This window comes from Citrobacter sp. Cf132 (assembly GCF_030333885.1).
GTDB lineage: Bacteria > Pseudomonadota > Gammaproteobacteria > Enterobacterales > Enterobacteriaceae > Citrobacter > Citrobacter freundii.
In genome coordinates, this window is the sequence record NZ_JAOWFA010000055.1 from 108,520 (window position 1) to 134,800 (window position 26,281).

General features: G+C 52.6%; 22 protein-coding genes. 13 read left to right on the forward strand and 9 right to left on the reverse strand.

Annotated elements, in window-relative coordinates; translation table 11 throughout:
- The 3 genes from OGV85_RS12940 to OGV85_RS12950 are packed head-to-tail and all read right to left on the reverse strand — an operon-like array spanning window position 1 to window position 2,695.
- Entirely contained in the window at window positions 1-429 is a 429-nt protein-coding gene (locus tag OGV85_RS12940; protein WP_003024721.1) for a diol dehydratase small subunit, read from the reverse strand.
- A gap of 2 nt (window positions 430-431) precedes the next feature.
- Window positions 432-1,016: a propanediol/glycerol family dehydratase medium subunit gene (locus OGV85_RS12945; protein ID WP_003024724.1), complete on the reverse strand. Its 585-nt coding sequence runs from the start codon at window positions 1,014-1,016 to the stop codon at window positions 432-434.
- Between the two features lie 11 nt (window positions 1,017-1,027).
- Entirely contained in the window at window positions 1,028-2,695 is a 1,668-nt protein-coding gene (locus OGV85_RS12950; protein ID WP_046670258.1) for a propanediol/glycerol family dehydratase large subunit, read from the reverse strand.
- 392 nt (window positions 2,696-3,087) lie between these two features.
- On the opposite strand from OGV85_RS12950, the gene OGV85_RS12955 reads away from it, so the two are divergent.
- Genes OGV85_RS12955 through OGV85_RS12970 form a run of 4 tightly spaced genes read left to right on the forward strand, consistent with a single transcriptional unit; the run spans window position 3,088 to window position 5,603 of the window.
- Window positions 3,088-3,516: a GlcG/HbpS family heme-binding protein gene (locus tag OGV85_RS12955; RefSeq protein WP_003024730.1), complete on the forward strand. Its 429-nt coding sequence runs from the start codon at window positions 3,088-3,090 to the stop codon at window positions 3,514-3,516.
- Window positions 3,517-3,538: 22 nt separating this feature from the next.
- Entirely contained in the window at window positions 3,539-4,702 is a 1,164-nt protein-coding gene (dhaT, locus tag OGV85_RS12960) for a 1,3-propanediol dehydrogenase (protein WP_086504587.1), read from the forward strand.
- Window positions 4,703-4,718: 16 nt separating this feature from the next.
- Window positions 4,719-5,072, forward strand: a complete 354-nt coding sequence (locus tag OGV85_RS12965) for a glycerol dehydratase reactivase beta/small subunit family protein (RefSeq protein ID WP_032950260.1) — start codon at window positions 4,719-4,721, stop codon at window positions 5,070-5,072.
- Window positions 5,073-5,603, forward strand: coding sequence for a cob(I)yrinic acid a,c-diamide adenosyltransferase (locus tag OGV85_RS12970; RefSeq protein WP_003841452.1), 531 nt, complete (start codon window positions 5,073-5,075; stop codon window positions 5,601-5,603).
- On the opposite strand, the gene dhaR is transcribed toward OGV85_RS12970, so the two are convergent.
- Together dhaR and OGV85_RS12980 are read right to left on the reverse strand one after the other, a co-directional pair.
- The gene (gene dhaR, locus OGV85_RS12975; protein ID WP_032950263.1) at window positions 5,581-7,506 is read right to left on the reverse strand and encodes a dihydroxyacetone kinase operon transcriptional regulator DhaR; all 1,926 of its coding nucleotides are present in this window, start codon (window positions 7,504-7,506) and stop codon (window positions 5,581-5,583) included. The genes OGV85_RS12970 and dhaR overlap by 23 nt on opposite strands.
- Before the next feature lie 91 nt (window positions 7,507-7,597).
- Entirely contained in the window at window positions 7,598-8,695 is a 1,098-nt protein-coding gene (locus OGV85_RS12980; RefSeq protein ID WP_061548115.1) for a glycerol dehydrogenase, read from the reverse strand.
- Window positions 8,696-9,256: 561 nt separating this feature from the next.
- Here OGV85_RS12980 and OGV85_RS12985 point away from each other — a divergent pair.
- Window positions 9,257-10,915: a glycerone kinase gene (locus OGV85_RS12985; RefSeq protein ID WP_003024748.1), complete on the forward strand. Its 1,659-nt coding sequence runs from the start codon at window positions 9,257-9,259 to the stop codon at window positions 10,913-10,915.
- An 89-nt stretch (window positions 10,916-11,004) separates the two neighbouring features.
- Here OGV85_RS12985 and cfa read toward each other — a convergent pair whose 3' ends face one another.
- Window positions 11,005-12,159, reverse strand: a complete 1,155-nt coding sequence (cfa, locus tag OGV85_RS12990; protein WP_003846231.1) for a cyclopropane fatty acyl phospholipid synthase — start codon at window positions 12,157-12,159, stop codon at window positions 11,005-11,007.
- 67 nt (window positions 12,160-12,226) lie between these two features.
- Here cfa and OGV85_RS12995 point away from each other — a divergent pair, with 67 nt between their 5' ends.
- On the forward strand, window positions 12,227-13,075 hold the full coding sequence (locus OGV85_RS12995; protein WP_003024755.1) for a helix-turn-helix domain-containing protein: 849 nt from the start codon (window positions 12,227-12,229) through the stop codon (window positions 13,073-13,075).
- Here OGV85_RS12995 and OGV85_RS13000 read toward each other — a convergent pair.
- Window positions 13,072-13,854, reverse strand: a complete 783-nt coding sequence (locus tag OGV85_RS13000; protein WP_061548114.1) for a siderophore-interacting protein — start codon at window positions 13,852-13,854, stop codon at window positions 13,072-13,074. The two genes, OGV85_RS12995 and OGV85_RS13000, sit on opposite strands and share 4 nt — an antisense overlap.
- A 236-nt stretch (window positions 13,855-14,090) precedes the next feature.
- Here OGV85_RS13000 and OGV85_RS13005 point away from each other — a divergent pair, with 236 nt between their 5' ends.
- Entirely contained in the window at window positions 14,091-14,768 is a 678-nt protein-coding gene (locus OGV85_RS13005; RefSeq protein WP_162009212.1) for a PadR family transcriptional regulator, read from the forward strand.
- A gap of 53 nt (window positions 14,769-14,821) precedes the next feature.
- On the opposite strand, the gene OGV85_RS13010 is transcribed toward OGV85_RS13005, so the two are convergent.
- Window positions 14,822-16,342 carry a methyl-accepting chemotaxis protein gene (locus OGV85_RS13010; RefSeq protein ID WP_061548113.1) on the reverse strand — a complete coding sequence of 507 codons (1,521 nt, stop codon included), beginning with the start codon at window positions 16,340-16,342 and terminating at the stop codon, window positions 14,822-14,824.
- Between the two features lie 430 nt (window positions 16,343-16,772).
- Here OGV85_RS13010 and ygjG point away from each other — a divergent pair, with 430 nt between their 5' ends.
- Complete coding sequence (ygjG, locus tag OGV85_RS13015) at window positions 16,773-18,152, forward strand: putrescine aminotransferase (RefSeq protein ID WP_168150126.1); 1,380 nt, start codon at window positions 16,773-16,775, stop codon at window positions 18,150-18,152.
- A 73-nt stretch (window positions 18,153-18,225) separates the two neighbouring features.
- Here ygjG and OGV85_RS13020 read toward each other — a convergent pair whose 3' ends face one another.
- Window positions 18,226-18,558, reverse strand: a complete 333-nt coding sequence (locus OGV85_RS13020) for a tRNA-binding protein (protein WP_061548112.1) — start codon at window positions 18,556-18,558, stop codon at window positions 18,226-18,228.
- 209 nt (window positions 18,559-18,767) lie between these two features.
- Here OGV85_RS13020 and ebgR point away from each other — a divergent pair, with 209 nt between their 5' ends.
- The 5 genes from ebgR to ygjJ all read left to right on the forward strand — a co-directional run bounded on the left by ebgR (window position 18,768) and on the right by ygjJ (window position 26,266).
- Window positions 18,768-19,751, forward strand: a complete 984-nt coding sequence (gene ebgR, locus OGV85_RS13025) for a transcriptional regulator EbgR (RefSeq protein WP_286553635.1) — start codon at window positions 18,768-18,770, stop codon at window positions 19,749-19,751.
- A gap of 207 nt (window positions 19,752-19,958) precedes the next feature.
- On the forward strand, window positions 19,959-23,051 hold the full coding sequence (ebgA, locus tag OGV85_RS13030) for a beta-galactosidase subunit alpha (protein WP_061548111.1): 3,093 nt from the start codon (window positions 19,959-19,961) through the stop codon (window positions 23,049-23,051).
- Entirely contained in the window at window positions 23,048-23,497 is a 450-nt protein-coding gene (locus tag OGV85_RS13035; protein ID WP_003024776.1) for a beta-galactosidase subunit beta, read from the forward strand. The genes ebgA and OGV85_RS13035 overlap by 4 nt, the downstream gene beginning before the upstream one ends.
- A 66-nt stretch (window positions 23,498-23,563) precedes the next feature.
- Window positions 23,564-24,997, forward strand: a complete 1,434-nt coding sequence (locus OGV85_RS13040; RefSeq protein WP_003846220.1) for an amino acid permease — start codon at window positions 23,564-23,566, stop codon at window positions 24,995-24,997.
- Window positions 24,998-25,204: 207 nt separating this feature from the next.
- Window positions 25,205-26,266: a protein YgjJ gene (gene ygjJ, locus OGV85_RS13045; protein ID WP_048232835.1), complete on the forward strand. Its 1,062-nt coding sequence runs from the start codon at window positions 25,205-25,207 to the stop codon at window positions 26,264-26,266.
- Window positions 26,267-26,281 lie beyond the last annotated feature (15 nt).

Consider the following 26,281-nt stretch of genomic DNA (forward strand, 5'->3'; position numbering starts at 1 on the left):
TCACTGGCTGCCTTTACGCAGCTTATTTCTCTGCTGGTATACCTCTGCCGATTCGCGGACAAACCCAGCGTTCACCGTGGCATGCCATGTGTGTTCCAGTTCATCGGCAATGGCCTGCAACTCGGCGAACGAAGAACGAAACGGCCGCAGCGCGTTGTAGATCTCCAGAATGCGGGCATCCGGAATCGCAATCAGCTCTGCCGCACGACGAAAATTGCGCGCCACGGCATGACGCTGCATCTGCTCAGCAATCTGCGCCTGGTACTCCAGCGTTTGCTGAGAAATACGCACATCCTGCGGTCCTACGCGGCCCGCCAGCACATTCTCAAGAGTAATGTCGGTTAGCGGCTTGCCGGTAGGCGTCTGGATTTTCTCCGGGCAGCGGGTCGCTAATGGGTAATCCTGCGCAGTCATGATGTTGTCGTTCATGGTCATTCCCTTACCAGTGCAATATGCAACGTGACAGGCGCAGCATCCTGCACCACGTGTTTGGTTTCTTTGATATGAAACAGCGCGGCCTTGGCCATAAATTTAGGGCGCACCATCTGGTCATTGACCACTGGCACCGGCGAAGGCGACTCTTTGCGTGCATATCGCGCGGCGTTTTTACCAATCTGACGATAGGTTTCCAGCGTCAGCAGCGGAGCCTGAGAGAACAGCTCGAGGTTGCTTAACGGCAGCAGATCGCGCTGATGAATCACCGTGGTTCCTTTCGACTGGATGCCAATCCCGATGCCTGAGCCGCTGAGGTTTGCCGCATCCCATGCCATAAAAGAAACATCCGAGGTGCGCAGGATCCTCACTACCCGCGCATGCAATCCCTCTTCTTCAATCCCTGCCACCAGCTCTTTCAGAATCGCGTTGTGCGGCATATCAATTAGGGTTTTATGCTGGTGCTTGCCAAAGGCCGGGCCGACGCCAATCACCACTTCATCCACGCGTTCATCCGCGTTAGCCGCCTCGCCTTCGCTCACCTGTAAGGTGAAAACCGGCTTACGTTCAGTTGTGCATTCCACAGTGTTCCGCCTTATTCGATCGAGCCAGGCTGAACCACGCCCGCAATATTTTTAATTTCCGCCCAGCGTTCGGCACTGATGCGATAGCCGGTACCTGGTCCCTGATAATCATTGATGTCGTTGACGGCGCTGACGACGTCGAACTGGCGATCCAGAATGGCCGACGTTTGCAGGTAATCACCGGTAACACGCTGTCTCAGCATATTGAGGATATTGCTGGCGATATCTTCAAAACCGCTGCAACTCAACGCGCCGACGATATCCAGCCCGGTGATATTACGCTTCATCATCTCTTCCACGGCCGCCAGATCCTCCACTACATTGCGCGCAGGCATATCTTTGCTGCCGTGAGCATAAGTAGCGGCTTCCACTTCTTCATCGCTAATCAGCGGCAGGCCCAGTTCGCGGAACACCGCCTGAATGGCGCGTGCGGCCTTATTGCGTATAGCGATGGTTTCTTCTTCAGTCACCGGACGCAGACCGCCGTCAACCATCAGATCGCGTTGCAGGATGTTGTAATCATCGAAGTCTTCAGCGTCGAAATTCGACCCGGCAAACATGTTGTCGTAGTTGGGTACCGCGCTGTAACCAGAGAAAATAAAGTCGGTACCCGGCAGCATCTGCATCAGGGTGCGGGCAGTACGGCGAATATCGGAGTGAGAAAAGGTCTGATCATTGGCGGAGGCCACTTCAAGGTCGAGCATTGAGGCAATCAGGTTTTCCGCCAGCACCGCGCGGATCCCCGAAGGCACAGCGCCGGTCATGCCGATACAGCTGACCGCACCGTTTTGCAGCCCCTGTACGCCCGCGCCTTTAGTGATAAAAATGCAGCGCGACTCCAGATATAGCATCGATTTACTTTCGGAATAGCCCATCAGCGCTTCCGAGCCAGTGCCGGAGGTGTAGCGCATCTTCAGGCCGCGGGACGCATAAGCCGAGGCGAGAAACGCTTTGGACCACGGCGTGTCATCACCGTCGGTAAACACCGATTCTGTGCCATACACCGACACCGTTTCGGCATAACTGGTTAGCCCACGCATGCCCAGCTCCAGCTCCGTGGCCTCTTCAACGGAACATTGCGTCAGCACACCAGGACGACCGCACTGGGAACCCACCAGCAGCGCCAGGGCGTTAAACGGCGCGTAGCGGGCGATCCCGACCGTCGTTTCTTGCTCGGAAAAGCCACGGATCCCCGCTTCAGCAGCGTCGGCGGCAATCTGTACCGGGTTATCTTTCAGGTTGGTTACGTGGCACTGGTTGGAGGGCGTGCGTCTGGCACGCATTTTTTGCAGCGCCATCATCATCTCCACCACGTTCATTTTCGCCATCACTTCCACCGCTTTCGCCGGGGTGATGGCGGTGGTAATGGCAATAATCTCTTCCCGACTGACGTGGATATCCACCAGCATTCTGGCGATCTCCAGCGCGTCGAGCTGCATGGCGCGCTCGGCCTCAGCCACGTTAATGGCGTAGTCGGCAATGAAACGGTCAATCATGTCGAACTCGGCGCGGCTCTTACCGTCCAGCTCAACAATACGACCATTTTCCACCTTCACCGACGACGCTGGATCGTAGGGGCTTTCCATGGCGATCAGCCCCTCTTCAGGCCATTCGCCAATCAGCCCATCCTGATTTACAGGCCGCTTCGCAAGCACTTCGAATCGTTTTGATCTTCTCATGATTTATTGACTCAAAAGATAAAAAATAGGGACGCCGGGCCGCATTGCCGGGGACACAACACCCGGCATTCGCCTTTCATCAGCAATGGTCGAACTCTAAATGAGCAGAACAATAAAAAAATAAAATTAATTTTGTTCCAATTTGGTACCTAATAAAAACGCATCGTTTCATATTGAAACGCAATTCAGGAATATCCATCGTGAATTGTGACGATGTTAAATGATCATTATCAATAAACGCCAAACCGGGAAGGTGAATTTAATATCTTTGAAATTTTCGCCCTATTGACTTAATAACGTGCGGCGAGAAAATAAGGTAAAGCCAATGATAAAAATAGCTGTTGCGCGATATGTTTCGTGACCTCAGCCCTACAACATTTTCAGGAGAGACTGTGAATAAGAGCCAACAAATTGCCACCATTACGCTGGCGGCTGCAAAAAAAATGGCGCAGGCCGTTGAGGCTAAAGCGCTTGAGATCAGCGTTCCGGTGGTCTTTTCCGTGGTAGATCGCGGTGGGAATACGCTGCTAATGCAACGCATGGACGATGCGTTTGTCACCAGCTGTGATATCTCTCTTAATAAAGCGTATACCGCCTGCTGCCTGCGCCAGGGTACCCATGAAATTACGGACGCGGTACAACCCGGTGCTTCGCTATATGGTTTGCAGCTTACCAACCAACAGCGCATCGTTATTTTCGGCGGCGGTTTACCCGTCATATTAAACGGTAAATTAATTGGTGCCGTTGGCGTTAGTGGCGGCACCGTTGAACAAGACAGATTATTAGCAGAAACCGCACTGAATTGTTTCTCTGAATTATAATTTAAATCTAAGAAGGTATATTATGAGCTATCGTATGTTTGATTACCTGGTGCCAAATGTGAACTTCTTTGGCCCCAATGCTATTTCCGTTGTCGGCGAACGCTGCAAACTGTTAGGCGGTAAAAAAGCGCTGCTGGTTACTGATAAAGGTCTGCGGGCCATTAAAGACGGCGCGGTAGATAAAACTCTTGCCCATCTGCGTGAAGCCGGTATTGAGGTGGTGGTTTTTGACGGCGTAGAACCTAACCCCAAAGACACCAACGTGCGCGACGGTCTGGAAGTCTTTCGCAAAGAGCATTGCGATATCATCGTTACCGTCGGTGGCGGTAGCCCGCATGACTGCGGTAAAGGCATCGGTATCGCGGCAACTCACGAAGGCGATCTCTACAGCTATGCCGGGATTGAAACCCTGACCAACCCGCTGCCGCCGATCGTTGCGGTGAATACCACTGCCGGTACCGCCAGCGAAGTCACCCGCCACTGCGTGCTGACCAATACCAAGACCAAAGTGAAGTTTGTGATTGTCAGTTGGCGTAACCTGCCGTCGGTCTCCATTAACGATCCGCTGCTGATGCTTGGCAAACCCGCCCCGCTGACCGCCGCGACGGGTATGGACGCCCTGACCCACGCCGTGGAAGCCTATATTTCCAAAGATGCCAACCCGGTCACCGACGCTGCCGCTATTCAGGCTATTCGCCTGATCGCACGCAACTTGCGTCAGGCCGTAGCGCTGGGCAGCAACCTGAAAGCTCGCGAGAACATGGCCTACGCCTCCCTGCTGGCAGGTATGGCTTTCAACAACGCCAACCTCGGCTACGTTCACGCGATGGCGCATCAGCTTGGCGGTCTGTACGACATGCCGCACGGCGTGGCGAATGCCGTACTGCTGCCGCACGTGGCGCGCTATAACCTGATCGCTAACCCGGAAAAATTTGCCGATATTGCAGAGTTTATGGGCGAAAACACTGACGGACTTTCCACCATGGATGCCGCAGAACTGGCCATTCACGCCATTGCTCGTCTCTCTGCTGACATCGGCATTCCGCAGCATCTGCGCGATCTGGGTGTCAAAGAAGCCGATTTCCCGTACATGGCGGAAATGGCGCTGAAGGACGGCAACGCCTTCTCTAACCCGCGCAAAGGGAACGAGAAAGAAATTGCCGAGATCTTCCGTCAGGCATTCTGATAGTACAGGGGGCGCAATGTCACTTTCATCACCGGGCGTACATCTGTTTTATCACTCACGCTGGCAGGATACTCGCGTGCTTGATGAGCTGTGCTGGGGACTGGAAGAGCAAGGCGTCCCTTGCCGGGCAATCTGTTGCGACGAACATGACTGCGCACTAGCATTGAGCAAACTTGCGGCCAAAAGCTCAACGCTACGTGTCGGTCTGGGTCTTAACGCCACGGGTGATATTGCTTTAACCCACGCCCAGTTGCCCGAGGATCGGGCGCTGATCCGTGGTCATATCCGCGCCGGTGCAGCCCGGCTCCGCGTCCTCGGTGCTAATGCTGGTCAACTGGTCAAAGTGCTTCCCTTCAGCGAGATAAAATAAATGTACCGCATCTACACCCGAACCGGCGATAAAGGCACGACCGCACTGTTTGGCGGCAGCCGTATCGACAAAGACGACATCCGCGTTGAGGCCTATGGCACGGTGGATGAACTGATTTCCCAACTTGGCGTCTGCTATGCCAGCACGCGTCAGGCCGGGCTACGCCAGGATCTGCACGCCATACAGAAAATGCTGTTTGTTCTGGGTGCGGAACTCGCCAGCGATGAGAAAGGACTCGCTCGCTTACAACAGCGTATTGGTGAAGAGGATACTCAGGCGCTGGAGCAGCTTATTGACCGCAATATGGCGCAAAGCGGCCCGCTCAAAGAGTTTGTTATTCCGGGGAAAAATCTCGCATCGGCACAGCTACACGTAGCGCGAACCCTGACGCGCCGACTGGAGCGGGTCCTCATCGCGATGAGCAGATCGCTAACGTTACGCGATGAACCCAGGCGTTATATCAACCGACTGTCAGACGCGCTGTTCTCGATGGCGAGAATTGAAGAAACTAGTCCAGATGCTTGCGCTTAAACTGGCTGGCATCAATGTCGTACTGCTTCATCTTGCGCCACAAGGTAGTACGACCGATATTCAACAGTTGCGACATCTCCTGCACGCGCCCGCTGGTGACGCGGGCAGCATGGATAATCGCCTCTTTTTCGATAGCGGTAAACGTCAGACTAGCAGGCAGCAGTGAAGACGCCGTCTCCAGACCAGGACGTTCGGCAAACAAATAATCCGGTAGATTGCTCAGCCGAATATGGCCGTTATCACTGCTGATGGCGATGTTTTCGATAATGCTGTTCAGCTCAAAGTCATTGCCCGGCCACGAATAGGCCACCAGTTGCGCCAGCGCGTCGTCGTCGATCTTCAAACTGTATGAAAAGCGTTTTTTCAGGCTATTCAGCCGCGTATAAATCAGCGAGGGAATACTACTGCGCCGCGCCCGCAGCGGTGGGATCACTATCTCAAAAGAGTGCAGCGCATAATACAGCTGACGGCTAAAGCGGTTTTGCTCCACCAGATTGGCGAGATCAACCGTGGTGGTGGCGATCACTTTGACATCCACCGGAATCAGCCGACGGGCATCCAGGCGGGTTAACACCCCCTGTTTGATCACCTGTAACAGCGCGGATTGCAGCTCCGGTGCCAGATATTCAATTTTTTCCAGAAACAGCGTGCCGCCGTTCGCCAGTTCAAGACGGCTCAACCGGCCATTTTCATCGTCGGTGGGCGCACTGCCCATAAAATCCTGCCCCAGTACGCTGTTGGCATACAACTGACAGTTCACGGCGATATACGGCCCGCTGGCGCGCTCGCTTTCATTGTGGATGGCTTGACTCAGCAGTTCTTTGCCAACACCCTCTTCCCCGCACAGCAGGATCGGGAAACTCCCCCTCGCTGCCTGGCGTCCAAAATGGATCAAGCGGCGGGTTTCCGGATCGTCAGTCGACATCTGCTCAAAGGTGTGGCTCACCTTGCCGAGCTGGCTGGTCATCAGCTGGCGCATTTGTTCCACCGGATGCAGTAGCAGAATAAAGCTGTTGCCCTGCTCCTCAACAATCGGCTTCAGGGTAATGACGGCATCAACAAACTGATGCTGGCTTTCAAAGGTAACTTCGACGTGATTCAGACCGCGGGCATGTTTGATCGCCCGGCGCAACAGCATGGGGAGATTGAGCAGATCGTGAATGTTTTTCCCCTGACTGGCCTGCGCATCGAGATGCAAAAGCAGCGCCGCTCGCGCATTGATGAACTGCAATACGCCCTGTTCGTTCCAGGCCATCACACCATCATCCATACTCTCCAGCAGCCCGTACATCTGGTTCAGATGGCGGTTGGATTCAGCCAGCAGGCTGTCGGTCAGCAAAGAGTTGCCGACTTCTCTGGCAATCGCCAGCGTCAGGGATAAATCAGAAACGCACTCATGCTCCACCAGACAACACAGCGAAATGGAGCCGAACAGTCGACCATGGTTATCGAAGACCGGCGTCGAGCAGAACGACCACGGATGTAGCGCCTGTTTAAAATGCTGATCGCCAGAGGTTTTTGTCGGCTGACCCGGCATCGTCGCCAGCGACAGGGCACAACTGCCAATGATGCTTTCCGCACAGTAGCTGCCGTCACGAAACCCAAGCTCCGCCAGCTGTTCTACCGTCTGCGGATCGCCGCAACGGCTGAGAATACAGGCTGATTCATCCAGAATCAGCAGCGCGCACGGGCGGCCGTCCATAAACTCCCAGGCATCTTCCAGCGCAGCCTGAGCAATCGTCAGCAACGCCGTCTTGCGACGACAAATCGACTCAAAAGTCAGTCCCTGCGCCTGATGCGGCGCCTGCCAGGTTTCCCGCTGCATAAACTTGCTGCAACGATGCCATGACTGGGCAATGACTGAAGAGACTTCCTTCCCGATGCTATGCGTGTGCGCCGTCATATCCCTTTCCGCTGTTTAACCATAGACAACCCCTCCGGCAGAAACTGTCAGAGGGGGAGAAGATGCCGGATAAAAACCTACCGACGACTGATTAACGCGCCAGCCACTGCTGCCCCAGCAGATCTGCCGTCAAGATAGCGGCATGTACGCTTTCAGGCGTTACCGGGAACGGCATATTGTGGATGGTTTCACCTTCTGCGCAGGTCGCTTTCGCCACGGCCATGATCTTGCCGTCAACGTCTTCTGTCACGCCCATTTCCGCTAACGTTACCGGCAGGCCTACTTTCTGACAGAAATTCAGCACGGTTTCGATCTCTTCCATCGGGCTGTTTTGCAGCACCAGTTGCGCCAGCGTACCAAAGGCGACTTTTTCACCGTGGTACAAATGGTGGCACTCTTCCAGAATCGTAAAGCCGTTGTGGATCGCATGCGCCCCTGCAAGACCGCTGCTTTCAAAGCCGATGCCGCTGAGGTAAGTGTTAGCTTCGACAATACGCTCCAGCGCATCGGTCACCACGCCAGCCTGCGCAGCAAAGCGTGCCTTCTCGCCTTCCGCCAGCAGGGTATCATAGCACAAGCGCGCCAGGCTCAGCGCCGCCACGGTGGACTGTCCGCCCGCCATGCTGGTCGCTCTGGCGTCATAACAGGCTTTCGCTTCAAACCAGGTCGAGAGCGCATCGCCCATCCCGGCCACCAGCAGACGTACCGGCGCTTTGGCAATGATCGCAGTGTCCATCACCACCATATCCGGGTTTTTCGGGTAGATCAGATACTCTTCAAACTCACCGGCTTCGGTATAGATAACGGACAGCGCGCTGGTTGGCGCATCGGTAGACGCGATAGTCGGGATCACCACCACCGGCAGCTTCTGGTAGTAACCAATCGCTTTGGCGGTATCCAGCGTTTTCCCGCCGCCAATCCCAACCACGCCGCGACAGCCGTGCTGTTTCAGAATGGCAATCAGTCGATTAATTTCAACATGGCTACATTCACCGTTAAAGCGTTCCGCATGGCAGCTAATGTCGTGGCTGTGCAGGCCGTTGAGTACTTTCTCTCCCGCCAGCTTCATCACGAAGTCATCCGCAATCACAAAAAAGCTGTCCGCCAGATTTTTAGCGTATTGACCAAACAAGGTGGAAGCGTCAGGACCCTGGAGATATTTGGCTGGAGATTGAATAACTTTTAGCATTCCTTTCATCCTCAAATAAGTACATGTTTTTACATGGTGAGCCCTGGCGTTAACCTGTTTGGCCTGATGCAGACGGCGAAAACGGGAGGTACCGGAGCGATGCAATAACTGTATGGCGAGGCGTGCACAAAAAAATCTTTCGTCTTTTTGTTCTGATATGAAACAGATAAAAACGGAGTACGTTCCATATTGGAACGCTTATCCACAAAAATGATAAGGTTTGCGATCCCGATCCGCTCATTTGCCACCAAATCTCCGGCACAGACGAATCTCACTTTCTTTTTTACCTACTCACTTGCCAAAAAACCGGCAAAAAAAAGCTGACAGTGCCGTATCAGCTGCATTCATCGCGAGAGAAAAAATTCGAGCGATCTCGCATTGTGATCGTTCTTCGTTCTTTTCGATTTCATTACGAAACAAAAAACAATGACAACGTTCCGTAATGAAACTCATTTTAACGTTGTTTTTTTCCGCGCTGACTTCGCCAGAATCTCTCTATCGCCTCCGTACCATGACCATGCTTCCGGGGGTTTGTCTTACACTCAACCTCAAGGAGCCGTTATGTCTCAATTCTTTTTTAATCAACGCACCCATCTCGTGAGCGACGTCATCGACGGTACGATTATCGCCAGCCCGTGGAATAACCTGGCGCGTCTGGAAAGCGATCCGGCCATTCGCATCGTGGTCCGTCGTGACCTCAACAAAAATAACGTGGCGGTAATTTCCGGCGGTGGTTCAGGGCACGAACCCGCGCACGTTGGGTTTATCGGTAAAGGTATGCTAACCGCTGCGGTTTGCGGCGACGTTTTCGCTTCCCCGAGCGTGGATGCGGTACTGACCGCCATCCAGGCGGTAACCGGTGAGGCGGGCTGTTTATTGATCGTGAAAAATTACACCGGTGACCGTCTTAATTTCGGTCTCGCCGCCGAGAAAGCCCGTCGCCTTGGTTACAACGTTGAAATGCTGATTGTTGGCGACGACATCTCCCTGCCTGATAACAAACACCCACGCGGCATTGCGGGAACCATCCTGGTGCATAAAATCGCAGGCTATTTTGCCGAACGAGGCTACAACCTCGCCACCGTCCTGCGTGAAGCGCAGTACGCGGCCAATAACACCTTCAGCCTGGGCGTTGCGCTTTCCAGCTGTCATCTGCCGCAAGAAGCCGACGCCGCCCCGCGTCATCATCCGGGCCACGCGGAACTGGGCATGGGCATTCACGGCGAACCAGGCGCATCGGTTATCGACACCCAGAACAGTGCGCAGGTGGTGAACCTGATGGTAGATAAACTGATGGCAGCCCTGCCTGAAACCGGCCGTCTGGCGGTGATGGTTAACAATCTTGGCGGCGTTTCCGTTGCCGAAATGGCCATCATTACCCGCGAACTGGCCAGCAGCCCGCTGCACCCACGTATCGACTGGCTGATTGGCCCGGCCTCACTGGTCACCGCGCTGGATATGAAAGGCTTTTCACTGACGGCCATCGTGCTGGAAGAGAGCATCGAAAAAGCGTTACTCACCGAGGTGGAAACCAGCAACTGGCCGACGCCGGTCCCGCCGCGTGAAATCAGTTGTGTACCATCATCTCAGCGTAGCGCACGCGTGGAATTCCAGCCTTCGGCGAACGCCCTGGTGGCCGGGATTGTGGAACTAGTCACCACAACCCTTTCCGATCTGGAGACTCATCTTAATGCGCTGGACGCCAAAGTCGGCGATGGCGATACCGGTTCGACCTTTGCCGCTGGCGCGCGTGAAATTGCCAGTCTGTTGCATCGCCAGCAGTTACCGCTGGATAACCTTGCCACGCTGTTCGCGCTGATTGGCGAACGTCTGACCGTAGTGATGGGTGGTTCCAGCGGTGTGCTGATGTCTATTTTCTTTACCGCTGCGGGGCAGAAACTGGAACAGGGAGCTAGCGTTGCCGAATCCCTGAATACGGGACTGGCGCAGATGAAGTTCTACGGCGGCGCAGACGAAGGCGATCGCACCATGATTGATGCGCTGCAACCGGCCCTGACTTCGCTGCTCACGCAGCCGCAAAATCTGCAGGCCGCATTCGACGCCGCGCAAGCGGGAGCCGAACGAACCTGTTTGTCGAGCAAAGCCAATGCCGGTCGCGCATCGTATCTCAGCAGCGAAAGCCTGCTCGGAAATATGGACCCCGGCGCGCACGCCGTAGCGATGGTGTTTAAAGCGCTGGCAGAGAGTGAGCTGGGATAAGCCATAAGTGCCTGATGCGCTGCGCTTATCAGGCCTACGAGTGCAAAGCTTTGTAGGCCGGATAAGGCAACGCCGACATCCGGCGGACGTTAACGATAAACGCGGATCCCGCCCTCTACGCCGCGGCTAAACAGCACCTGCCAAAGCTCAATATCTCTGGCGCGGAAAGCCCCTGCGCACGCGCATAAATAGTAATTAAACATTCTTCTGAAAGTGGCGGAATAACGTGATGACAGCTCCGGCCATGCCTGATTAAAGCGCTCATGCCAGGCCATCAGCGTTTTATCGTAATCGCTGCCGAAGTTATGCCAGTCTTCCATCACAAACCGTGATTCGCTGGCCTCGGCAATATGGGAAATCGCCGGTAAGCAGCCATTTGGGAAAATGTATTTATTGATCCACGGATCGACGCTCATCCCTTTTTTATTGCTACCAATGGTATGCAGCAGGAACAGTCCGTCTGGTTTTAAACAACGGTCGGCGATACTGAAATAGGTGTCGTAGTTTTTCGGCCCGACATGTTCAAACATCCCCACGGAGACAATGCGATCGTAGTGTTTATTAAGATCGCGATAATCCTGCAGCAGAATGTTAACGTCCAACCCTTCACAGCGCTGCTGCGCCATTTTCTGCTGCTCTTTGGAAATGGTAACGCCTTCTACTGCTACGCCATAATGACGCGCCGCATATTCCGCCAGCCCGCCCCAGCCACAACCGATATCGAGTAAACGCATACCCGGTTTAAGCTGCAGCTTCTCGCAGATCATTTTTAATTTGGCATTTTGCGCATCGTTTAATGTGGTTGCATCTTTCCAGTAACCGCAGGAATATTGCATATGCGGATCAAGCATCAGCGCAAAGAGATCGTTACCAATATCATAATGCTCTTTACCGACGATCCATGCACGGCTACGTGACTGCAAATTAAACAGGCGCGCGCTGGCAATGCGTAAAATATCTTTCAGATTACCTGGCATCTGCTGGTCGAGTTTTGCTTTCAGGATTTTGCAGAACAGAATATCGAGCCGTTCGCAGTCCCACCAGCCTTCCATATAGCTTTCGCCAAGCCCTAATGAGCCTTGCTGCAATACTCGTTTAAAGAAACCGGTATGATGAAGTTGAATGTCCCAGGCGCGTGAGCCATTAATTCTGATATCCGCTTGTGAAAGCAGCTCTTTTCCCATTCGGGTCCAGTTATCATTTGTTTCATTGACGATGACAGCATCTGAACAAAGCGAGTTCATGATATTTACCAAAAGTGGGCTTAAAATTATTACGCAAGATTATTATGGAAAAAAGAGTGTATGTATTATGATCCGCGGACAAGATCTATCGAGCAGCGGACACATCATCGGGAGCATTGACGATTCATTTATGGAAACTCTGGCGCAAAAACAGTGGAACTCCTTCCCGGATAACTCCATGACCGAACTGCCGCAGGATGTATTCTTTCGCTCTTATGTCCTGGAAGCCAACCACCATGTACCGCAGCATTCACACTCTTTTATGCAATTTCATTTCGCCCGCAAAGGCAGCATGCGCATTGATGTTGCCGGTAAGTGCTGGATAATCCCGGCGCATTATGGCATCTGGATCCCCAATAATACTGAGCATGCAGTTTGGGCATTGGATGATGTGTATTTAGAAAATCTGGATATTAAACCGGGCTTTCTTGAAGAGAGCATCAATGAATGCAAAGTTGTGGCTATCAGTGATTTCGCCAGAGAGTTTATTCATTACGCCACGAATTCAATTTCAGGTCATTATGATAGCCAGTCAAAAGAGGGCAAACTGGTTAGCGTACTGGTCGATATTATTCTGCAACTCCCGGAAGTCGCCTTTGTATTACCCTGGCCGCAGGATCGCGAATTAACCAAAGTATGCCGAACCATACAAGAATCCCCCGCCCTGGAGCATTCAGTTGAATACTGGGCGCATCATCTGGGTATGTCTGCCCGTACCTTTTCACGCCATTTCAAAAAAGAAACCGGATTGCCTTTCAGCGTCTGGAAGCAAAAAATGCGTATTCTGGAATCCGTATTAATGCTGAAAAAAAATAAAAGCGTGACCGCCGTGGCGCTCGACGTAGGATATTCAAGCACCGCGGCATTTAGCTATGCCTTCCGCCAGGCGTTTGGCGTTCCGCCATCTAATTATTAATCTGCCGCTTTATGCTGATGCCAGTAGGCTGCCGCACGCACCCGTTGAGGGTCAAACGCCTCGGTTTCAAAGCGAGCACTCAGGTTTTTTACCACCTTGCCTTCGCCAGTAATCCAGACGTAATAATCATCTGCGGGCACGGTTAGTCGCGATAAGCGTTCATTCACCGCCTGCGCGTCATGGCCGATAAACCACTCAATAGTAAACCCGTCGAGATGGGCAAGATAATCCTGGTACGCCGCATCCTGCACGCTGACCAGCGCCGTGACGTTTGGACGTACCGCTAAACGGCTGAGCGACTCCAGGCGTCGGCGTAGCGCGGGCATTCCCGACTCATCGCACACATAAACCTGATACGCATAATCCTCTGGCACCACCAAAGAACCGCGCGGCCCGCCGATTGTCAGCTTGTCGCCCTCGCGGGCATTCATCGCCCATGTACTCGCCACGCCGTCATCATGAATATAGAAATCCAGCGCCAGCTCATGGCGCGCTTCGTCATACAACGGCGTGTAGTCACGGGAAAGCGGACGCACACCGTCAGCCCAGACAATGCCTTCATCGGTGACGACAGGCGGCACAAAGTGGCTGCCCGGTTCAGGGAAAAAGACCTTGGTATGGTCGTCAAAGCCGTGTGAGCTAAAACCGTCCAGAGCGTCACCGCCCAGTACAATGCGCTGAAAGCCCGCGCTAATACGCTCTACGCGCAGGACGGTAAGTTCCCGAAAACGCAGTTCATTGCGAACGCGCTGCGGGTAGCGTGAGGTGTTTTTTGTCATGTTTTCGCCTTCGTGAAAATAATAAGATATATCTAAATTCATTTTTAAATGATAATGATTGCTAATCAAGAAGATTGCAAGCACTTTTTTGATATAGTCACCGTCTGATTAAACAGCTATCAAAAACCAATAAAAACATTTAATAATCACAATCTTAAATAGCATTTAATTTGTAGACTTGCAAAACACCAGTTTTTAGATATAAATTAGATATATCTAAACAACATCAGGAGACGATGATGCAAAACCATCATGAAGGTTGCTGCAAAAATACAGAGCACCAACACGAAGGCTGCTGCAAGGGTGAAGGACATCACCACGAAGGCCGCCACAACGAGCACCATGCAGGCTGCTGCAAAGGTGAAGAACATCGCCATGAAGGCTGTAACAAAGATCACCACCACGAGCACGGCTGCGGGCACCGCCATGGTCGCGGCGGCGGTGGTCGTCGCCAACGCTTCTTCGGTCACGGAGAATTACGCCTGGTCATTCTGGATATCTTGACCCGCGACGCCAGCCACGGCTATGAGCTGATAAAGGCGATTGAAACCCTGACTCAGGGTAACTATACCCCGAGCCCGGGCGTTATCTATCCGACGCTGGATTTCTTGCAGGATCAGGCACTGATCACCATCAGCGACGAGGAAGGTGGGCGAAAACAGATTGCGATCACGACTCAGGGCCAGCAATGGCTGGATGAAAACCGTGAACATCTGGGCCATATCCACGAACGGATCAAAGCCCGCTGCGTGGGTTTTGAATTACGCAAAAATCCACAGATGAAACGCGCGCTGGAAAACTTCAAAGCCGTGCTGGATCTACGCGTTAATCATGGTGATACCAGCGATGCGCAGATCAAAAAAATCATCGGTATTATCGATCGCGCTGCGCTGGATATTACTCAGCTGGATTAATCTGCACAGCAGGCGAAACCCGTTTGCCCGACGTTTCGCCTGTATTATTAGTATTAATGCAGCACCGTGACCGCATCTTCCAGACGACCCGCGCGATGTTTCACCATTGCGGAAATCTGCGCACTCTCTTCAACCAGTTCGGCGTTTTTCTGCGTAATGTTGCTCAGCTCATTCACCGCGCGGGTCAGGCTGGAAAGACCATCTGACTGTTCCAGCGTTGAGTGGCTGATTTGGGCGATCAGTTGAGTGACGTTTTGCACCTGCGCCACAATATCGTCCATCGTGCGTCCTGCGGCGTGAACCTGGTCGGATCCGGACTGCACTTTGTCGGCGCTGGCATCAATCAGCTTGCGGATATCATTGGCCGCACTGGCGCTGCGGCTGGCAAGATGACGCACTTCTCCCGCCACCACGGCGAACCCTTTCCCCTGCTCGCCCGCCCGCGCGGCTTCAACAGCGGCGTTCAAAGCCAGAATGTTGGTCTGGAAGGCAATATCGTTAATCAGCGTGGTAATAGTGCCTATCCGCTGGGTGCTGTTGGCGATATCGTCCATGGTTTTGATGACGGTATCCATCGCCTCACCGCCGTGCGTTGCCGCGCTGCTGGCGGCAATAGAGAGCTTATCAGCCGCCGCGGCGGTCTCTGAGTTTTGTTTTACCGATGCCGCCATCTGATTCATGGTGGTCACCGTTTCCTGCACGTTCTCAACGGTCTGCTGCGTATGCTTATTTAAATCATCGCTACCTTTTGCCAGCGTTTCGCTGTCGCTGCGCACGCAACTCACCTGGCTGGAGACGTCATGAATAAGCCAGCGACACATTAATCCCAGTTGGCCCACTGCTCGCAGCATCAGTCCCAGTTCATCGCTGCGGTTAAGATGCGACACGCTGTTCCGCTCACCGGTCGCCACTTTCAGCGCCTGACGGGTGACATTCTCAATAGGACGCACAATCTGCCATTCGAAAATAGCCGTTCCTAAAAGCATCACCAATGCACTCATCAACAGTAACGGCCATTCGGCCCCCATTTGCTGCAATGCGACCGCTAGCAGGACAAACATGAATGCCATCACGCTGCGTACCCGCCAGCGAATCGGCATCGCCGGCAGTTTACCCAGCCAGCCTTTGCGTACCACCAACCCCTTATGGATACGCCGGTTGCAACGTCCTTCGTTCAGCGCTTTATATAAAGGCTCTACCGCTGCAATTTCCTCGTCAGTTGCCCGGGTACGAATCGACATATACCCGGTCACGCGTCCTTCCCGCACCATCGGCACCGCATTGGCCCTCACCCAGTAGTGATCGCCATTCTTACGCCGGTTTTTCACAATCCCGCTCCATGGCTCGCCCTGCTTCAGGGTGTACCACATATCCGCAAACGCCGCTTTTGGCATGTCCGGATGACGAACCAGATTGTGCGGCTTTTCAAGCAACTCATTCAGTTGATAGCCGCTGATCTGAACGAAGGTGTCGTTCGCATGGGTGATATAGCTTTGCAAATCGGTGGTCGACATGAGGGTGATATCATCATCCAGCGGTGTATTTTGCTGACTAACGTAGGGATGAGAAGACATGATTGCGTCCTGTGCAGGTTATCTGGTTGTTAACTCTTTCGGCTTATGTTATTTCGGCGATAATTTTTTTATCTTTAGTTGTTAAATTTGATTTAGATCGCAATTTGCGATTAAACCTCAAAAACTGTACGCATTCTAATCCATTGATTTAAAATACTTTCATCCGGTAACTATTCAATTTCACTTCTACCAGCGCACTGTCACAGTGCAAGTATTGCCCATTTTTAGAGCAAATTTGCGTTTATTCGATCTGTTTTCAGGCTCCTGACTTGGGCAAAATGCCAGCAAATGTTAAATAATGGCATTAAATGTTGCGTAAATAAGATGTTTCCTGGTGTTTATCCCGATTTTTGCTAAGCGCGCCGGAATGGCGCAATCCCTGCAATACTTAAATCAGTATCATGTGATACGCGAGCTCCGGGAGCATATTTTGAACAGGTTACCTTCCAGCGCATCGGCCCTGGCCTGCAGCGCACACGCACTGAATCTCATCGAAAAGCGCACGCTTGATCATGAGGAAATGAAATCGTTAAACCGAGAGGTGATTGAGTACTTCAAGGAGCATGTCAATCCGGGGTTCTTAGAGTATCGAAAATCTGTAACTGCAGGCGGGGATTACGGAGCCGTAGAGTGGCAAGCGGGAAGCCTCAATACGCTTGTCGACACCCAGGGGCAGGAGTTCGTCGATTGCCTGGGTGGTTTTGGAATTTTCAACGTGGGGCACCGTAATCCAGTCGTGGTTTCCGCCGTACAGAATCAACTCGCGAAACAACCTCTGCACAGCCAGGAGTTACTTGACCCTCTGCGGGCCATGCTGGCAAAAACTCTCGCCGCACTGGCGCCCGGTAAACTGAAATACAGTTTCTTCTGTAACAGCGGGACCGAGTCGGTTGAAGCCGCCCTGAAGCTGGCGAAAGCGTATCAATCACCGCGCGGTAAATTTACGTTTATTGCCACCAGCGGCGCATTCCACGGTAAATCACTTGGCGCGCTGTCCGCCACAGCTAAATCTACCTTCCGCAAACCCTTTATGCCGCTGCTGCCGGGCTTCCGTCATGTGCCGTTTGGCGATGTTAACGCGATGCGCACCATGCTCAGCGAGTGTAAAAAGACCGGTGACGATGTCGCAGCCGTGATCCTCGAACCCATCCAGGGTGAAGGGGGGGTGATCCTGCCGCCACAAGGCTATTTAACCGCTGTTCGTAAACTTTGCGATGAGTTCGGCGCACTGATGATCCTTGACGAAGTGCAGACCGGGATGGGGCGTACCGGCAAGATGTTCGCCTGTGAGCACGAAAATGTGCAGCCCGACATTATGTGTCTGGCCAAAGCGTTAGGCGGCGGCGTGATGCCCATTGGCGCAACCATTGCCACCGAAGAGGTGTTCTCCGTCCTGTTCGACAATCCTTTCCTGCATACCACCACGTTTGGCGGCAACCCGCTCGCTTGTGCGGCTGCGCTGGCCACCATTAACGTCCTGCTGGAGCAAAATTTACCGGCTCAGGCGGAGCAGAAAGGCGACATGTTGTTGGATGGTTTCCGTCAGCTTGCGCGGGAATACCCGGACCTGGTACATGATGTACGCGGCAAAGGCATGCTGATGGCGATTGAGTTTGTCGATAATGAAATCGGCTATAACTTTGCCAGTGAGATGTTCCGCCAGCGGGTGCTGGTCGCCGGGACGCTCAACAATGCCAAGACGATCCGCATCGAACCGCCGCTAACGTTAACGATCGAGCAATGCGATCTGGTGTTGCGATCAACACGCAAAGCCCTGGCAGCATTACGGGTGAGCGTGGAGCAGATGTAACAGATGTTTGTCCGGCCTGCGTGAGCAAACGTAGGCCGGATAAGGCGTAGCCGCCATCCGGCATCAGCACCATTTAAACAATCCGCACGCCTGCAGGCATCACCCGTTCAGGCGTTAACAGCACGCTTTCGCTGCCATCGTCCGTCTCAGCGCACAGCAGCATACACTCTGATGTTTCACCGCGCATTTTGGCCTTTTGCAGATTACACAGCACCACCACCGTTTTCCCCATCAGCTCCTCTTCGCTGTAATAAGGCACCAGGCTGGTCACGGTTTGCAGCGTACGCTCTCCCACATCAACCTGTACGATATACAGCTTATCGGCATTTTCATGGCGCTTAACCTGTGCGATTTTTCCAACACGTATTTCCATGCGGGCAAAATCAGCAAATGCGACAGTATCCATTGTTTTCTCCTTTGGTAAAATTTTACTAAATACTAGCAAAATATTTTCCGAGCATTGTTCTCAAAAGCGGGGAAATGACGTATCCATCACACTCTGCAAGCCCAGTTTTACCCCGAGCATGTCAATTAAACGTGCTTTTTTTACTGAAAACAGATGAATAGATAAGCACTTCATTTACAATGCGCAGGTAACTCAGGGAAAAGGCAAACATGGCAACACTTAAAGACATCGCAATCGAAGCTGGCGTGTCCCTGGCGACAGTGTCCCGGGTTTTAAACGATGACCCCACGCTGAATGTAAAAGAAGAGACCAAGCATCGCATCCTGGAGCTCGCGGAAAAGCTGGAGTACAAAACCAGCAGCGCCCGTAAGAACCAGACCAGCGCACTCGGCCCCCAGCATATTCTGGCGCTCTACAGCTATCAGCAGGATTTGGAAATCAACGATCCTTACTATCTCGCGATCCGCCATGGGATTGAAACCCAGTGCGAGAAGCTGGGGATTGAACTGACCAACTGCTATGAGCACAGTGGGTTGCCGGAGAGCAAAAACATTACCGGCATTCTTATTGTCGGCAAACCTTCTCCTGCGCTGCGCGAGGCGGCAACAGCGCTTACCGACAACATCTGCTTTATCGATTTTCATGAACCCGGCAGCGAATATGACGCTGTCGATATCGATCTGGCCCGCATCAGTAAAGAGAGCATCGACTACTTCATCGCCCAGGGCGTGACCCGCATTGGCTTCATCGGCGGCGAAGATCAGCCTGGCAAGGCTGATATCCGCGAAGCCGCGTTTGTCGAATACGGTCGCCTGCAGCAGGTCGTTTCAGAACAGGATATTTATCGCGGCGGCTTCTCCAGTTCATCAGGCTATGAACTGGCCAAAAAAATGCTGGCGAAAGCCGACTATCCCAGCGCCCTGTTTGTGGCTTCTGACTCGATTGCTATTGGCGTTCTGCGCGCCATTCACGAGCGTGGACTGAACATTCCGCAGGATATTTCGCTGATTAGCGTTAATGATATCCCGACGGCGCGCTTCACCTTTCCTCCGCTTTCCACCGTACGCATCCATTCAGAAATGATGGGCAGTCAGGGCGTCAACCTGCTGTTTGAGAAAGCCCGCGACGGACGTGCACTTCCCCTGCTGGTTTTTGTTCCCAGCAAGCTGAAACTGCGCGGCACCACCCGCTAAAATCCCCCGTTAATCCGTCCGGTTTCTGCTGAAGCCGGGCGCGCATTGTCATGCATTTTTTTCTGCGCCCGAATTATTTTCGTGATCCAGTTAAAGTAAATCACTTCACTCGCTATATTTTAGTAAAACTTTTACTAAAATCACCATCAATTACACTTACTCACCATTAAAATGAATGGTTCCGATTTTTCTCCACCGGGAGGCCTTATGAATCGCTGGGAAAACATTCAGCTCACCCACGAAAATCGACTGGCGCCACGCGCATATTTTTTCTCTTACGACTCCGTTGCGCAGGCTCGCTCGTTTGCCCGCGAAACCAGCAGCCTCTTTCAGTTGCTGAGCGGTCAGTGGAATTTCCAGTTCTTTGAGCATCCGCTGCAGGTGCCGGAAGCCTTTACGTCGCAGTTTATGAGCGACTGGGACAACATCACCGTCCCCGGTATGTGGCAGATGGAAGGGCACGGCAAGCTGCAGTATACCGACGAAGGTTTTCCTTTCCCGATTGATGTCCCCTATGTGCCGACCAATAACCCCACCGGAGCCTACCAGCGTATTTTCTCTCTCAGCGAAGGCTGGCAGGGCAAACAGACGCTGATTAAATTTGATGGCGTAGAAACCTACTTCGAAGTTTACGTGAATGGTCAGTACGTTGGCTTCAGCAAAGGCAGTCGCCTGACGGCCGAGTTTGATATCAGCGCGGTGGTGAAAACCGGTGACAACCTGCTGTGCGTTCGCGTCATGCAATGGGCTGATTCCACCTACGTTGAAGACCAGGATATGTGGTGGTCGGCGGGAATTTTCCGCGACGTCTATCTGGTCGGCAAACAGGCGACCCATATCCAGGATTTTACCGTTCGTACCGATTTCGATGATGACTATCGCGATGCCACCCTCTCCTGCGACATCGTGCTGGAAAACATCGCCTCCACGCCAACGATGGCATCGCTCGAATACACTTTGTTTGACGGTGAGCAGACGCTGCATAGCGGCGTGATTAACGCTCTGACGGTGGATAAACTCACCCGCACCGCGTTCAATTTCAAGGTCAGCGCACCACAGCAGTGGTCGGCGGAATCGCCGTATCTCTATCATCTGGTGATGACCCTGAAAGATGCCAGCGGCAACATCCTTGAGGTTGTGCCGCAGCGCGTCGGATTCCGCGATATCAACGTTCGCAACGGTCTGTTTTACATCAATAACCGCTATGTCATGCTGCATGGCGTCAACCGTCATGATAACGATCATCTCAAGGGTCGCGCGGTCGGTATGGATCGCGTGGAAAAAGATCTGCTGTTAATGAAGCAGCACAACATCAACTCCGTACGCACCGCCCATTACCCGAACGATCCACGTTTCTATGAATTGTGCGATATCTACGGTTTGTTCGTCATGGCCGAAACCGACGTTGAATCTCACGGCTTCGCTAATATCGGCGATATCAGCCGGATCACCGACGATCCGCTGTGGGAAAATGTCTACGTTGAGCGCATCGTACGCCACGTCCACGCGCAGAAAAACCACCCGTCGATCGTCATCTGGTCGCTCGGCAATGAATCCGGCTACGGCTGTAATATTCGCGCCATGTACCACGCGGCAAAAGCGCTGGATGACACGCGTCTGATCCACTACGAAGAAGATCGTGACGCCGAAGTGGTGGATATCATTTCCACCATGTACACCCGCGTACCGTTGATGAATGAGTTTGGTGAATACCCACATCCTAAACCGCGCATCATCTGCGAATATGCTCACGCAATGGGCAACGGCCCCGGCGGGCTAACGGAATATCAGAACGTCTTCTATCAGCATGATTGCATTCAGGGACACTATGTTTGGGAGTGGTGCGATCACGGGATTCAGGCCAAAGATGACGACGGTAACGTCTGGTACAACTATGGCGGTGACTACGGCGACTACCCGAACAACTACAACTTCTGCCTTGATGGCCTAATTTATTCCGATCAAACCCCAGGCCCGGGTCTGCAAGAGTACAAGCAGGTAATTGCACCAGTGAAAGTGCGCGCGCAGGATCTGGCTCGCGGCGAGCTGCGGGTAGAAAACAAACTGTGGTTTACCACGCTTGACGACTACACCTTGCATATTGAAGTTCGCGCCGAAGGAGATACGCTCTCTGCTCAGCAGATAAAACTGCGCGACGTTCTTCCCAACAGCGATACGCTGCTGCAATGCACGCTGCCGGAGCTGGATGCGCGCGAGACGTTCCTCAACGTCACCGTGACGAAAGATTCCCGCACGTTATACAGCGAAGCCGGGCATCACATCGCGACTTATCAGTTCCCGCTGAAAGCCAGAACGGCGACTGCCGTACCGTTCAGTCTGCAAAACGCCACCCCTTTGACGCTGGAAGAGAACCGCCAGAGCTGCACCGTTCGCGGTTATAACTTCCATCTGACGTTCTCAAAGCTGACCGGTAAACCCATTAGCTGGAACGTCAATGGTGAAGAGCTGATTACCCGCGAGCCGAAGATTAATTTCTTCAAACCAACCATAGATAACCACAAGCAAGAGTTCGAAGGCCTCTGGCAGCCAAATCATATACAGATAATGCAGGAGCATCTGCGCGACTTTACCTTTGAGCAAACCGAAGATGCGCTGCTCATCACCAGCCAAACGATTATCGCCCCGCCGGTATTTGATTTCGGTATGCGCTGCACCTATCGCTGGCGGATTGCCGCAGACGGTCAGTTGAATGTGGAGCTTTCCGGCCAGCCTTACGGCGAGTACCGGGACATTATTCCGTGCATCGGCTTCACGATGGGCATCAGCGGTGATTTGGGACAGGTGGCCTGGTACGGACGTGGTCCTGGTGAAAACTATGCCGATAGTCAGCAGGCCAACATCATCGACATTTGGCGCAGCAGCGTGGATGAGATGTTCGAGAATTACCCGTTCCCGCAAAACAACGGCAATCGTCAGGACGTACGTTGGGCAACGCTAACCAATCGTCACGGTAACGGTCTGCTAGTGATTCCGCAGCGCCCTGTCAATCTGAGCGCCTGGCGCTATACGCCAGAAAATATCTTTGCCGCACAGCACTGTAATGAGCTGCAGCACAGCGATGACATCACCCTCAATCTGGACCATCAGCTACTGGGCTTAGGTTCTAACTCGTGGGGAAGCGAGGTACTTGATTCCTGGCGCGTCTGGTTTACGTCATTCAGCTACGGCTTCACGTTGTTGCCGGTTTCCGGCAGTGAGTCTGGCGCTCAAACCACCGCCAACCGTGCCTTTGGCACCGGGTTCTTTTCCACGAATATGCACAGCGAGAATACAAAATGAGGATCATCGACAACTTAGAGCAGTTCCAGCAACGCTATGCTTCGGGTCGGAAATGGCAACGCTGCGTCGAGGCCATTGAAAATATTGACAATATTCAGCCAGGCGTCGCTCACTCTATCGGTGATTCTCTGAGCTACCGTGTAGAGACAGACTCTGCAACCGATGCGCTGTTTACCGGCCATCGTCGTTATTTTGAGATCCATTACTACCTGCAAGGACAGCAAAAAATAGAGTATGCCGCCAAAGAGGATCTCCAGGTGGTTGAATATTATCGCGATGAAACCGACCGCGAATATTTGAAAGGCTGCGGAAAAACCGTAGAAGTGCACGAAGGACAAATGGTTATTTGTGACAACCATGAAGCCTATCGTTTTATCTGTAATAGCGTAGTGAAGAAAGTCGTACTCAAAGTCACCATCGAAGATGGTTATTTTCATAATAAATAAAAAACACAGGCGGCGCCGACGTTGCGCCGCCAGTACCCTATAATAATCAGGAATCGGAGATGTGCTATGTCTGATACCAAACGTAATACCATCGGCAAGTTCGGCTTACTTTCACTCACCTTTGCCGCGGTTTATAGTTTTAATAACGTTATCAACAATAATATTGAGCTTGGTCTGGCATCCGCACCGATGTTTTTCCTCGCGACAATTTTCTACTTTATTCCATTCTGCTTAATCATCGCCGAATTTGTTTCGCTGAATAAAAACTCCGAAGCCGGTGTCTACGCATGGGTGAAAAGCTCGCTGGGCGGGCGCTGGGCCTTTATTACCGCCTACACCTACTGGTTCGTTAACCTGTTCTTTTTTACCTCGTTACTCCCGCGCGTTATCGCCTATGCCTCGTACGCATTTTTAGGCTACGAATACATTCTGACGCCGTTCGCCACAACCGTGTTAAGTATGGTGCTGTTTGCCTTCTCGACCTGGGTTTCGACCAACGGCGCAAAAATGCTGGGGCCGATTACCTCCGTCACCTCCACGTTAATGCTGCTGCTGACGCTGTCCTACATTTTACTGGCGGGTACTGCGTTGGTGGGCGGCGTGCAGCCTGCTGACCCCATCACCGTTGATGCAATGATCCCGAATTTTAACTGGGCGTTCCTCGGTATTACCACCTGGATATTCATGGCGGCAGGCGGCGCGGAGTCCGTGGCGGTATATGTCAACGACGTCAAGGGCGGGTCAAAATCGTTCGTGAAGGTCATTATCATTGCCGGGATTTTTATCGGCGTGCTTTATTCCATCTCCTCGGTGCTGATCAACGTCTTCGTCAGCAGCAAAGAGCTGAAGTTTACCGGTGGATCGGTGCAGGTATTCCACGGTCTGGCGGCATACTTTGGTCTGCCGGAACTCATCGTTAACCGCTTTGTCGGCCTGGTCTCCTTTACCGCGATGTTCGGCTCTCTGCTGATGTGGACCGCAACGCCGGTGAAGATCTTCTTCTCTGAAATTCCGGCGGGTATTTTCGGTAAAAAAACCGTCGAACTGAATGAAAACGGCGTACCGGCCCGCGCAGCGTGGATCCAGTTTCTGATCGTTATCCCGCTGATGATTATCCCAACGCTCGGTTCCAATACCGTGCAAGACTTAATGAACACCATCATCAACATGACCGCCGCCGCATCGATGCTGCCGCCGCTGTTTATTATGCTGGCCTACCTGAATCTGCGCGCAAAACTGGACCACTTACCGCGCGACTTCCGTATGGGTTCGCAAAAAACTGGCATTATTGTGGTATCAATGCTGATCGTCCTGTTCACCATCGGATTTATTGCCTCTACCTTCCCGAGCGGCGGGAATATCATAACCATTATTTTCTATAACGTCGGTGGGATTGTTATTTTCCTCGGTTTTGCCTGGTGGAAATACAGTAAATACATCAAAGGACTAACTAAAGAAGAAAAAGCTATTGAGGCTGCTCCCGCTTCAAATATCAATTAATGACTAAAACATAATAACAATAAACAATATTCTCCAAGGCTATAACCAAAATAATTCGAGTTGCATGAAGGCGGCAAGTGAGTGAATTCCCAGGAGCATAGATAACTATGTGACTGGGGTGAACGAACGTAGCTAACGCACATGCAGCTTGAAGTATGAAGGGTATATAACAATAAAAATTATATTTTATTTGCTTAGGATCGAAGCATGAATAACATTAGCCATTATTGCAGGGCAATTATTGCCCTGCCCTTTTTCTGCGTCTCTTCTGTGGGTGCAGAAGAAGTTCGCCCTGCTGAACACGACGATACGAAAACACCTGCCATAACCTCCCCCTCTTTTCGTTTTTATGGCGAATTGGGCATGGGTGGATATATGGATTTAGAAGGAAAAGATAAGCATAAATACAGCGACGGTACTTACATTGAAGGTGGCCTGGAGATAAAACACGGTTCATGGTTTGGTCTGATCTACGGCGAGGGCTGGACCGTGCAGGCCGACCATCAAGGCAATGCCTGGGTTCCTGACCATAGCTGGGGCGGATTCGAAGGCGGGATCAACCGCTTTTACGGTGGTTACCGTACCGATGCTGGAACAGAGGTGATGCTCAGCCTGCGCCAGGACTCCTCGCTGGATGACCTGCAATGGTGGGGGGATTTCACGCCAGACCTGGGCTACGTTATTCCGAATACCCGAGACATCATGACCGCCATTAAGGTGCAAAACCTGACCGGCCCTTTGCGCTATAGCGTGACCGCAACACCCGCCGGACATCACGATGAAAGCAAAGCATGGTTGCACTTTGGTAAATACGATCGCTACGACGATAAATATACCTATCCGGCCATGATGAACGGTTACATCCAGTACGACCTGACTGAAGGCGTAACCTGGATGAACGGTCTGGAGATAACGGACGGTACCGGACAGCTGTTCCTGACCGGCATCCTCTCGCCCAACTTCGCCGCCCGCGCGTGGCACCACACAGGTCGCGCCGACGGGCTGGATGTGTCCGGCACCGAGACCGGCTATATGGTCAGCGCGATGTATGAAGCGCTAAAAGGCGTTTACCTCTCCACCGCATATAGCTACGCCAAACACCGACCAGATCGCGCCGAGGAAGAAACCACGTCCTTTATGCAGTTCGGTATCTGGTATGAATACGGCGGCGGACGTTTCGCTACCGCCTTCGACAGCCGGTTCTATATGCAGAATGCATCTGGTGACCCGAGCGACCAAATCTTCCTGATGCAATATTTCTATTGGTAACAAGGACCGGAACCC